10 protein-coding genes are annotated in these 11,275 nt (G+C 67.8%); 1 reads left to right on the forward strand and 9 read right to left on the reverse strand.

Annotated elements, in window-relative coordinates; genetic code table 11:
- Nucleotides 1-4: 4 nt before the first annotated feature.
- On the reverse strand, nucleotides 5-1,456 hold the full coding sequence (merA, locus tag ACO0LU_RS11675) for a mercury(II) reductase (protein ID WP_424791521.1): 1,452 nt from the start codon (nucleotides 1,454-1,456) through the stop codon (nucleotides 5-7).
- 69 nt (nucleotides 1,457-1,525) lie between these two features.
- Here merA and ACO0LU_RS11680 point away from each other — a divergent pair, with 69 nt between their 5' ends.
- The gene (locus tag ACO0LU_RS11680; RefSeq protein ID WP_424791522.1) at nucleotides 1,526-1,915 is read left to right on the forward strand and encodes a heavy metal-responsive transcriptional regulator; all 390 of its coding nucleotides are present in this window, start codon (nucleotides 1,526-1,528) and stop codon (nucleotides 1,913-1,915) included.
- Between the two features lie 163 nt (nucleotides 1,916-2,078).
- Here the strand turns inward: ACO0LU_RS11680 and ACO0LU_RS11685 are convergent, their stop codons facing one another.
- From ACO0LU_RS11685 to ACO0LU_RS11720, 8 genes are all read right to left on the reverse strand, one after another.
- Nucleotides 2,079-2,702 (reverse strand): recombinase family protein, encoded by a 624-nt coding sequence (locus tag ACO0LU_RS11685; protein ID WP_424791523.1) that lies wholly within the window; start codon nucleotides 2,700-2,702, stop codon nucleotides 2,079-2,081.
- A gap of 125 nt (nucleotides 2,703-2,827) precedes the next feature.
- Entirely contained in the window at nucleotides 2,828-4,069 is a 1,242-nt protein-coding gene (locus ACO0LU_RS11690; RefSeq protein ID WP_424791524.1) for a TniQ family protein, read from the reverse strand.
- Nucleotides 4,066-4,965: a TniB family NTP-binding protein gene (locus ACO0LU_RS11695; RefSeq protein ID WP_424791541.1), complete on the reverse strand. Its 900-nt coding sequence runs from the start codon at nucleotides 4,963-4,965 to the stop codon at nucleotides 4,066-4,068. Before ACO0LU_RS11695 ends, ACO0LU_RS11690 begins: the two co-directional genes overlap by 4 nt.
- A gap of 29 nt (nucleotides 4,966-4,994) precedes the next feature.
- On the reverse strand, nucleotides 4,995-6,713 hold the full coding sequence (locus ACO0LU_RS11700; RefSeq protein WP_424791525.1) for a transposase: 1,719 nt from the start codon (nucleotides 6,711-6,713) through the stop codon (nucleotides 4,995-4,997).
- A gap of 496 nt (nucleotides 6,714-7,209) precedes the next feature.
- Nucleotides 7,210-7,671, reverse strand: coding sequence for a flavodoxin (locus tag ACO0LU_RS11705; RefSeq protein ID WP_424791526.1), 462 nt, complete (start codon nucleotides 7,669-7,671; stop codon nucleotides 7,210-7,212).
- On the reverse strand, nucleotides 7,661-8,281 hold the full coding sequence (locus ACO0LU_RS11710; protein WP_424791527.1) for an ISL3 family transposase: 621 nt from the start codon (nucleotides 8,279-8,281) through the stop codon (nucleotides 7,661-7,663). The genes ACO0LU_RS11705 and ACO0LU_RS11710 overlap by 11 nt, the downstream gene beginning before the upstream one ends.
- Before the next feature lie 28 nt (nucleotides 8,282-8,309).
- The gene (gene ltrA / locus ACO0LU_RS11715; protein ID WP_424791528.1) at nucleotides 8,310-9,764 is read right to left on the reverse strand and encodes a group II intron reverse transcriptase/maturase; all 1,455 of its coding nucleotides are present in this window, start codon (nucleotides 9,762-9,764) and stop codon (nucleotides 8,310-8,312) included.
- 508 nt (nucleotides 9,765-10,272) lie between these two features.
- Nucleotides 10,273-11,073 carry an ISL3 family transposase gene (locus ACO0LU_RS11720; protein WP_424791529.1) on the reverse strand — a complete coding sequence of 267 codons (801 nt, stop codon included), beginning with the start codon at nucleotides 11,071-11,073 and terminating at the stop codon, nucleotides 10,273-10,275.
- Nucleotides 11,074-11,275 lie beyond the last annotated feature (202 nt).

Genomic DNA, 11,275 nt, shown 5'->3' on the forward strand with positions numbered 1-11,275 from the left:
CGGTTCACGCTGCACAGCAGGAGAGCTTGGTGATGTCGGTGGTGAAGGCCTGGGCGGTGAGCTTCAGGCCTTCGGCCATGGTCAGGTAGGGGCTCCAGAGGTTGGCGACCTGGTCGGTGGTCATGCCGGCCTCGAGGATGTAGACCCCGGCGGCGGCGAGGTCGCCGGCGTCCTGGGCCAGGGCGGTGATGCCGATGATGCGGCCGGTGTCGGCGTCGGTGACCATCTTGATGAGCCCGCGGGTGTCGCGGTTGACGATCGCGCGTGGGACGTGCGCGAGGGACAGGACGCGGCTGTCGTAGCGGATCCCGGCGGCGGAGGCTTGCTGGTCGGTCATGCCGACGGCGGCCAGGGCGGGGCTGGTGAACACGACCCGGGGCAGGTGGCGGTGGTCGACCTCACGGCCGGCGCCGGTGAGGGCGTTGTCGGCGACGAGGGTGCCGTGGGCCGCGGCGACGTACACGAACTGCGGGTGGGCGGTGATGTCTCCGGCGGCCCAGATGCGCGGGTTGGTGGTGCGCAGGTGGTTGTCGACGACCACCGCGCCGTGGTCGCTGGTGCGCACGTCGACGGTGTCGAGGCCGAGGGTGCCGGTGACCGGGCGGCGCCCGGTGGCGACGAGCACCTCGGCCGCCCGCAGTTCCTGTGAGCCATGGGCGGCGGTGGTGGCGGTGACCGCGACCTCGCCGGTGGCCGGGTCGCGACGGACCGCGGTGGGCACCGCCCCGCGGATGACCTCGATGCCTTCGTCGGCGAAGATCTCCTCCAGGGCGGTGGCGGCCTCGGGTTCCTCGTGGGGCGCCAGGCGTGAGCGGACCAGCATGGTGACCCGGGCGCCGAGCCGGGCGAAGAGCTGGGCCTGCTCCATGGCGACGTAACCGCCGCCGATGACCAGCAGCGACTCCGGGACGTGGTCCAGCTCCATCGCGGTGGTCGAGGTCAGGTAACCGGCCTCCTGGAGGCCGGGGACCGGCGGCGCCCAGGGGCTGGAGCCGGTGGCGATGAGGTAGTGCGCGGCCCGGACGGTCTCCACCGTGCCGTCAGGGCCGGTGACGCGAAGTGCCGGCTGGGTCGGTGTGCCGACGAACATGGCGTCCCCGGGGAGGAGGTCCCACCCGTACTCGGCAGCAAGATCGAGGTACTTCTCGCTGCGCAGTGATCCGACGAGCTCATCCTTGCCGGCGACCAGGGCGGCGATGTTCACCGGCCGGACGTCGGGGGCCGGCAGGCCGGGGAACCGGGTGGCGTCGAGTGTGATGTGGCGGGCCTCGGCGGCCGCGAGCAGGGCCTTGGAGGGCACACACCCGGTGTTCACGCAGGTACCGCCGACGGTGCCGCGCTCGATCATCACCACCCGCCTGCCCAGGTTGGTGGCGCGGATCGCGGCCGCGAACGCCGCCCCACCGGACCCGATCACTGCCAGGTCATACGACCTACCTCTAGCCGTTACCGTCACGAGCTCCTCCTTCGTCGTCCTCAGGATCGACCTTCCAGTGCACTGGAAGGTCAAGGCAGAATGAGTGGCATGCGGATCGGTGAGGTGGCCCAGGCGTCAGGCACGACAACCAAGACCCTGCGGTACTACGAAGAAGTCGGGCTGCTGCCCGACCCGGACCGGACCCCGGCGGGGTACCGGGACTACGGCCCCGAGGTGCTCGCCCGGCTGGACTTCATCCGCCGGGGCCAAGCCGCCGGGCTCACCCTGGCCCAGATCGGTCAGGTGCTGGACATCCGCGACCGGGGGCAGGCCCCCTGCCAGCACGTCACCGACCTGCTCGACACCCGCCTTGAGGTGATCGAGCGACAGCTCGCCGAGCTCGATCAGCTACGCACCACGATCGCCGCCCTGCGCGACCACGCCGCCGCCGGCGACCCGGCCACGTGCTCCCCCGAGAATGTCTGCCGCTACCTGTGACCCCGAAGGTCACGGGCCCGTGGCACCGCATGGCGGGCGACTCTGTTGCGTTGGGGTGTTAGACCGTTTGCAACGGATCTGTTGCGCGGGGTGTACCCCCAGCGCAACACGCTGCCATCGTCATCCCGCGCTTGGCCCGGCCCCAGGAGTCGAGGTTGGCCTGTCACTTGCGCCGGCTCTGCGCCAAGAGCTTGTGTCCGGCCTCGCGGAGTTCGCCCGTGGGCGAGACGTGGCGGTAGAGAGTCTGTCGGGTGATGCCGAGTTCTTTGCACAGGTCACTGACGTTGGTGTCTGGTTGTCCCATGGAGGCCATGGCGAGGCGGATCTTGGCGGGGGTCATCTTGTAGGGGCGCCCGCCTTTGCGGCCGCGGGCGCGAGCGGCGGCGAGGCCAGCGATGGTGCGTTCGGAGATGAGCTCGCGTTCGAACTCGGCGAGGGCGGCGAAGATGCCGAAGACGAGTTTGCCGGAGGCGGTGGTGGTGTCGATGGCCGCGCCCTGCCCGGTGAGGACCTTCAGCCCGATGCCACGCTGGGTGAGGTCATGGACAATATTGACCAGGTGTCTCAGGTCGCGGCCGAGCCGATCCAACTTCCACACCACCAGGGTGTCCCCGCGACGGAGGGACTTCAGGGACGCCGCAAGCTCGGGACGGTCCTCCTTCTTGCCCGAGGCCCGGTCCTCGTACAGAGCCTCGGCGTCGACACCCTCAGCCAGGAGCGCATCGCGCTGCAGGTCCGTGGTCTGCGATCCGTCGGCCTTCGAGACCCGCATGTAGCCGACCAGCACGAGGCGCCTCCCACCCATCACTTATACGACCGATTGCGTGACAGTCCGCAGCGTGACGGCTGTCCGGAGCGTCCATGTCACTTAACCCGTCATCTATTCTACGTCCTGCGAACGGTCTCCATCTGTCAAGATGTGACAGTCGTTTCCGGCCCGGCCGGCACCTGGCGTGCACGCTGCTCCGCCAGCGTCCGTGGGAGGTGGTCGTCCGGGATGCCGAGGGCGATTAGGTCATCGCGAGCACGTTGGAAGGTCGCCTCGCTGCGAGTCAGGGCCGTGAGGGTGGCCAGCAGCTGGCGGGCGGCGACGGGGTCTTCCTGGGCGAGCGCGATCGCCGTGTTGAGTGCGTCCTCGGCTTCCTGCCAGTAGTGCCGGTCGGGTGGGGTGCCGTCGGGGACGGGCCGGTGAGGCTCAGGACTCAGGAGAGATGCGAGGGTGCCGTGGGCGGTGACTTCGCCGGTCTCGATGAGGTTAAGGGTGGCGGCGGCAGCTTCGAGAAGCATCTGCTGTCGGGGCCAGGGCAGCGATTCGTAGGGGTGCCAGGGAGCGACCATGCCGGCGCGGACGGGGTGACCGGCGGTGTGCCAGATGCGCCGGACGCTTCGGTGGGAGCGGGTGCGCAGCGCCGAGACGGGGCCGGAGAGCTCGTCGATGAGGGTGCGTAGCAGCCGGAACCACACTCCCGCGTGCACGGATCGGCGCGGCAGGGTCACCGTGCCGGTGTGCAGGGCCTGGTGGGTGCGTGCGTCCATGACGAGGACCGCGGCCGGTGCAGTGCGGGCGCGGGTGTCCTGCTTCTCCCAGGCGGCGAAGGCGCCAAGGCCGCCGAAGGCGGGGTCGAGGTAGCAGCCGTGTTGCGGGCAGCTGAGCGTGAGCGGGAGCTGGGAGATCAGGGTGAATCCGAAGGTGCCGGCCGCGGAGGTTCTTTGGCAGGTCGGGCAGGCCCGGCGCAGCGGCCCGCGTTTGGGGTCGGTCGGCAACCAGGCACGCCAGCCGGGCACCTCCCGCCGGGGGCGTTCCTTGGCGGTCAGGAGCACCGAGTCCTGGTGGACGTAGGTGTCGAACGCTTCCCCGGGCACTGGCTCGGAATCGAGTGTGTCCAGGAGCCAGGGCACCTGGCCGGCGATCGTCATCTGGCGCAGTTGGTCCAGCGGTACGCCGGTGCGGGCGGTCAGCGCGGGAAGCACCACTGCGGGTGGGTTCAGGTCCAGGGTGCTGGTGTGGTGGTCGGGAAGATCGAGGTCCGGTGCGAGGTTGTGCCGGATGAGTTCCTCGACGCTCAAGCCGTAGACCTCGGCCAGTCGGCTGAGCCAGGACGTCAGCGCCTCGCCCTCACCCGGTGGTGGGTGCAGGGGCCAGCGAGCGGTCATGCCAGCTCGCGTTCGAACATCCGGCGTCGTTCGGTGGGGCCAACGTAGGGCGCCATGAGCAAAGTGCGTTGGTTGATCGCCTCCTCGCCGGACTCGATTGCTGCCACCGCGGCGTCGGTGAGGAGGTGGGTGAGTTCTCCGATGGTGCCCTCGCTGCGGGAGAGCAGGTAGCGGGCCATGTCCTCAGTGGCGATCGTCGAGGGGCGCCGTAGCGGGAAGGCGGCGGCGAAGCTGGCCAGCAGTGTGCGGGTCTCCTCGTTCGGTTCCCAGCGGGGCAGGGTGAATGGCTCGAAGCGGTTCTCCAGCTGGTCATCGGAGCGGATCGCCAGATAGGCCTCGCGGGTCCCGACCCCGACGAGCGGGATGCGCAGCTCGTTGCCCAGGAACCGGATCAGGTTGAGGAACTCGCGCCGGGTCTCGCCGCGCCCGGCCAGGAGGTTGTGCAGCTCGTCGATGACCAGGACTCGCACCCCGACCGCGCGCAGGAGCGCCAAGGTGGCTTGCTCCAGGTCGGCCAGGCGCTGGCGCGGGCGTAGCGGTGCTCCCATCGCGGCCAACAGCGCGACGTAGAACCGGATCACCGAGGGCTCTGAGGGCATCTGTACCGCCAGCACCGGTATCTGCTCACGATCGGCGTGGGACGTGGGCGGGTGGAGTCGGCGGAACTTCTCGATGATCATCGACTTGCCGTTGTTCGTCGGCCCGATCAGCAGCAGGTTGGGCATGCGCTGCTTGCCCGGCCACGCGTACAGCGTCTCCAGCCGCTCCAGCGCCGCGGTGGCGCGGGAGTAGCCGATCCACCGGTCGGCGCGCACGTGCCGCACCCGCTCCTCCGCCGGCAGCCGGGCCACCGGCCGGGCGCTCTCGTGCAGATGATCCAGGCCGTCACCCGCGATGTCCTCGACTGTCCGGTCCTGGCCCTGGCTCACCACTGCTCGATCACCTCGAACGGCGCCACGGACGCCGTATCCGAGGCGCTGGCCCTGCTGGCACCATCAGCAAGGGTGTCGTCAGGCGGGCCCGCCGCGGCGGGCTTGTCCCAAGAGTCTGCGGCCCCCGCTTTCCTGCGGCGTTCAGCGTCGCGGCGGGCCTTGCGCGTGGTGGACCTAGCGGTGTCGGTGATGGTGCGCATCTGCTCGACCATCCGGAACAGTGCCTCCTCATCGACCTGCGCCCGGCCTTCCGCCCGGAGCCGTTCCACCGCGGCGCGGTGCTCCCACACGCTCACCGCCGGATGGGACTGCGTCCGGTAGGGCACCGCCAGGTAGGACTCGCCCTCGGGGTTGAGCACCCAGATACGGCTGATGTCGCGCGGGTCGCGGCGGATCACGAACCGGTCCAGCTGCCCGCGGCGGGCGATCCATGGCTTGAGCGCGTCGCTGAAGTAGCGCACGTGGTCGATGACGAACCCGGTGCGGGTCAGCGTCCTGCGGATCACCGGCAGGAAGTCCACCAAGAACGCGGTCTCGTTGGCCACGGCCACCGCCGGCGTCTGGGCCGCGCCGGCGACCCAGCGGGCCTGCGGCGTCTGCCCGGTCGTGCCGTGAACCGTCCCGTGGTAGTTCGCCACCGCCAGGGCCAGCCACTTCTCCAGCTCCGCGACCGTCAAGGTGGCCTTGGCATCGGAGTCGTAGCTGCCGCGCTGGGCCGGGTTGGAGAACGTCGTGCCGGGCAGCTCGTGGACCATCTCCATCAGCGTGCCGACGACCCGCTCGACGATCCCGCCGTAGTGCGGACGTCCCAGGGGGCGGTAGCGCAGCGTGATCCCGTGCTCCTCACAGCCTCGCCGCAGGGCCTCGCTCTTGAACTCCGCGGCGTTGTCCAGATACAGCTCGCCAGGCTTGCCGGCCATCGGCCAGTTCACCTCGATCCCCAGGCGCTCCAGCCAGGCCCGCTTGTCGGTGACCATGTGCGCCAGGCACAACCCCACCGACAGCGCCGAGGGTGCCTCCAAGGTGATCACCAGGCCCACGATGCACCGAGAGAAGACGTCGATCGCGACCGTCACGTACGGCCGCCCGATCGGTAGACGGTGGTGCTCATCGACCACGATGAGATCCACCACGGTGTGGTCGATCTGCACCTGCTCCAACACCCCGGTGATCGGTGGCACCTGCCCACCGGCCGACTCCAGCGACCGTGCCGCGTCTGCTCCCTGACGGGCTGTTGTCTCGGCGCGCGGGTCAAGGCCAGCGATGCGGCGCGTGATCGCGCCGAGTGAAGGCACTGGCAGGCCGCGGGTACGGCATACCCGCGTGATCTCGCGGTGTACCGCGGCGGTCGTCTTCCGTTGCCGGGTCAGGTAGTGCTTGCGCACGACCTCGCGGATGGCCGCCTCGACCTCGGCCGACAGCCGCTGGCCGCCGCGGCCACCGCTGGAGCGCCCCGGGATCAGATCGGAGACCACGCCTTGGCCCTCGCGCCACCGGCGCAGCAAGACATAGACCTGCCGGCGTGAGATGCCCAGCTGCTCGGCGGCCGCCTCCACCGCCTCCTCACCGGCTGTCCCGGCCTCGGCCAGCGGGCCGATCACCTCCGCCCGGCGCACTGCGACCGCCCACACGGCATCGGGGACGGTCAGCAGACCACGCTCAGGAACCCGGTCCTCAGCGACCGCTTCGTCGTGCACAGGACTATGGAACAACAAGCCGACCGTGCACACGGGTACGGACACGCCGGGCGATCAAACTCCGCTGCACACTGCCTCGAACATACAGGTCGCCTGTGCAGACGACTTCGGACATTCACATCGTGCCGGCGCCATGCTCGTCGAGCGGGGCGTCTCGTAAAACTGTAGCTTTTCGCGACTTCGATATCGGGTGATCACCTGTGGGTGCTTGGCTGTCACGGCTGAGCTGCGGCAGACGCCACGCACCAACCCAGGACCGTGCCCGGGGGAGCGCTCCATCAAGGTTCAGGAAGGGGTGGGAAGCGAGTGTGAGCTGAGCTCTGCAGTGAGGGCGGCTCTCCGGGTGGCACGGGAGGTGACTGTCCCCATGCCGGACGATGCGACGGGAGTTCGGTGTGCTGCCAAGGCTCGAGTCTTCCTACGGTTGTGTTGGGGCCGGTCTCCCTCATCGCATCAGCGCGACGGTGGCCGAGGAAGGCACTGGCAGTGCACCCCTCCCGAGCGGATGGCCCTACATCAGACCGTTCGTCCGGAGCCAGGCCTCGAGGTCGGCGGCGGCGGAATCGACGTCTTCTCCGCGGACAGCGAGACCGTCTGCGACGTTGCTCTCGGGCAGGGTGTCACGGTAGTCCTGGTCGATCTCGCTCATGCCAGAGACGGCGTAGGTGACGAACGGCAGGATCCGCATGCCAGAGAGATCGACGCCCTCGAGGAAGGTGGACAGAATCATCGGGGCACGGACATTCCACACCGGACTGCCCAGCAGCACCGCGTTGTAGCCACTGACGTCCGGGAGCTCTCCCGCGAGGCCAGGGCGGGCATCGTCGTTCTGCTCGCGCTGGTTGCGCTCGACGGTCGGGTCGTAGGCCTCTGGATACGGGTCGGCGGCGCGGATCTCGAACTCGTCGCAGTCGATTCGTTCGACGATCATCTGAGCAAGACGTTTGGTGGCTCTTCCGGTTTTAGAGTGCATTGATCCGGGTCACCAGTTGGCCGGAGTGCAGTAGGCAGCGCAGGACGTAGTGGTCGAAGTTGCGGAACCCTAGGGCGATGCCGCGTAGGGCTTCGAGGCGTCCGTTGATCGCTTCGACGGGGCCGTTGGAGGCTCCGCCACGGTCGAAGAACGCCAGGATCTGGTCTCGTTTGCGCCAGAGCGTGCGGCCGAGTTGAGCGAGTTCCTCCAGCCCCTCGGGTAGCCCGCGCCGGAGCCTGGTGATGAGGGCCTGCATGCGCTTCTTGCCGGCGGCCGGATCTGGGTGTTGGTAGGCGCTGATGATGTCCTGGTAGATGTGCCAGGAGACCTCCAAGGCCGCGTGGTCCTCGTGTTCGGCGAACAGCCGCTGCAGTCGGGCGATCTGCTCATCGGTCAGTAGCGACTGCCGGGTCAGCAGTGTTCGCCGGCCGCGGTAGAGCAGGTTCTCCTTGCGGCCCCGGTGGCCGTGGATCTGCTGCTGCAGGCGCTGACGACAGACGGTGAGTTTCTCCCCAGCCAGGTGAGATCGGGCCGGAGCGCCCTGCCAGAGTTTCCGCTGGTGGGTTTCTCCGGCCCGTCTCCCGAACCGGACGTGCGATTTCCACCGCATCCGGCTCTCCACGAGCACAGGCCGCAGGTCAGGTGATGATGATGGTCGGCTCCCACGGCGTTGGGATCTTCGTTCCGCGGTAGCGGTAACGGGTGATCGGCACTGTCCCGCAGTTGAACAGTGAGACGCCGTCGTGCTCTGGCCACCAGTTGTTGGCCAGGTAGTGCCGTTTCAGCCACCGCCATGTGGCACGTTTGTGTTTGCGTCGGAGCCAGTGCACGATCCGTTCCCAGGTGTACTGGTGCAGGTGAGCAAAGGTCCGGCTCGAGACGCCGTGCCGGAAGTAGCCGGTCCAGCCGCGCAGCACCTGGTTGATGCGGCGAAGCAACTCGGACAGGGGCTGGTTCGTTCCCATTCTGGTGATCGCCTTGACCTTCGCCCGGATCGAAGTCAGCGACTTCTTGGAAGGCCAGGTGTAGACGTATCGCTTGTTCGAGCCCTGTTGGCGTTGCCGCTGGATGCGGAACCCCAAGAACTCAAACCCCTCGTCGATGTGAGCGGTCAGCGTCTTGTGCTCCGATAGGCGTAGGCCCATCGGAGCGAGCACTGCTGCGACCTCGCCCCGCAGTTCCTCGGCGTGAGCCTCGGAGCCGGCCACCATGACCACGAAGTCGTCCGCGTAGCGCACCAGGCGATACGTGGCATTTCCGTGTTTGCGGCGGGTCGCCCGCTGGGGTCGGGTGGCCATATCGCGCTGCCAGGCTTCGGCGAAGTGATCGTCAAGGACTGACAATGCGATGTTGGCCAGCAGCGGCGACAAGATGCCGCCTTGGGGTGTGCCCATCTTGGTGTCCCTGGTGACGCCGTCCTCGTCGAGGATGCCAGCGCATAAGAACGCCTTGATCAACGCCAAGACACGTTTGTCTCCGATCCGCTCCCTGATCCGGTCCATCAGAGCCGGGTGGGAGATCTCATCGAAGCACGCTTCGATGTCACCTTCGAGCACCCACTGGTAACGGTTGGATGCCAGCATGTGAATCTCAGCGATCGCGTCATGAGGTCGACGACGCGGACGAAACCCGTAACTGCACGGGTGAAAGTCCGCCTCGAAGATGGGTTCGAGGACCAACTTCAGGCTGGCTTGCACGATCCGGTCCCGCACAGCAGGGATGCCCAGACGACGGTACTTGCCCGGCGTCTTCGGAATCATCCGTTCCTTGACCGGGAGCGGTTCGAAACTGCGGGCCTTGAGATCATCTCGCAGCCGATGCAGCATCGCGTCCCCAAAGTCGATGGAACGTGGAACCACGCCATCGACCCCGGCAGATCGTGCCCCTCGATTCCCTCTCACCCGATCCCATGCAACCGTCAGGAACGCGGGATCGGTGACAAGGTTGAACAGGTCATCGAACCGACGATCACCATCATCGGCTGACCATTGGTGCAGTTTGGTCTGGATACCCAGTACCCGCACCCGAGCCTCATCGAGGTCGAGCCACGGCTCGCCGATATTCACCAGCGACCTCCCGGCATTCCATCGCATCGACTGCATACTCGCTGGGTCCCTTCGCCATGTGGACGGCTTTCCCGCCCTCGGACTACTACGGACCCTCCGCCCCCTCCCGGAGCCGTCAGTTGACGGTGAACCTGCCCGCCGACCAGCAGACTGCTGGCCGGGAAGGGCGACTTCGGGATGGTTCCCACGTTCACTGTGTGTCGGTTGGCAGGATCGGCGCCCAGCTCTGCCGCTACAGCCTCGCCGTCACCGAACCCGCAGCACTGCGGTGACGGCCTCCCCGCCGACGTCAGTAGTCGGCTTCGGAGTCGCTGACCACGTACATCCTGATCAGCGCGCACTGTTGCCCGGCCCAGATCCGCCAGGTTCGAGCCGGTTCCACCCTTAAGCAGGTTCAACCACTGGTTCACTCTCGTTACACCTCTCTGCCTTGCTTGCCGGGCACGCTGCCATCTGGCAGTACTGGCACGCCCCGGCTTTGTCAGGGCTGCTTGCCGCCCTCCCCCGCACCTCCGGGATCAGGCTGCCCTCAACTTCACCGATCTGCTGCGACAGACCAGCGGGGTGGGCCTCTCACCCACCCCCGAACACACAGCGCCTCGCGGCGCACTTGCACCGTGTGGAAGGGGTCCATCACCGGTGTGGCCTGCGGCAGTGCTTCTTTGGTGGCGCTGTGATAGCCGGTGAAGCCATCCATGGTGACCACCTCGATGCGGTCGCGGAACTCCTGGGTGTGCTCGGCCAACCAGTCGGTGAGTACCTTCGCCGAACGGCCTGCTTGCACATCCAGCAGCCGCGCCGGCCCGGTGCCCTCGATCGTGGGGGTCAGATCTACCAGGATCGTGACATACGAGTCCTCACCGCCGCCGCGCACGTGTTTCCACTTGTGCTCATCGACCCCCAAGATCCGCACCCCTTCCAGGTGGGTCGGGTCGTCATAGACCAGGGTGCGGGCGGCATCGACCGCGAGGTTATTGACCAGGTCCCATCCCAGTCCCAGGGCCCGGGCCACGGCGCTGATGCTCATCTTGTCGATCGCCAAGCGCTGCAGGATCCACCGGGTGCACCGGTTGGTGGTCTTGGCCCCCACCGCGGCGCAGTCCAGCCGTTGCTGGAAGATCCGCTGCGGGCACTGGGTCCCGGTGCACCGATAGCGAGGCAGGCGCACGTGCAACCTGGTGGGATGGCCGGCCACCGGTACGTCGGTCAGCACCCGCACCACGTGATCCCGCAGGACCCCTTCGGCCCCGCAGGACGGGCAGAACGGCAACCCCTGGCGCGGTCGGGCCTGGATGATGGTGACGTCTGCGGCGTCGATGCTGGCCCCGGTGATCATCAGGTCCAACTCCGCGGTGCGACAGATGACATCAGCAACAGGGCAACCAGAAACAGCGGCAGAGCAGGTAGATTTCATCGCGGGCCTTGGGTGTTTGGATCGGACTGGTTAGCACCTCCAATCCTCACCCAAGGCCCACCTGCTCCCAGGCCCACCACGCCGCCTGATCAGCCCCTCAACGCACCCTCAAACCGGAAGAGCC

The sequence above is a fragment of the Pseudactinotalea sp. Z1748 genome (assembly GCF_049725185.1).
GTDB lineage: Bacteria > Actinomycetota > Actinomycetes > Actinomycetales > Beutenbergiaceae > CALKWS01.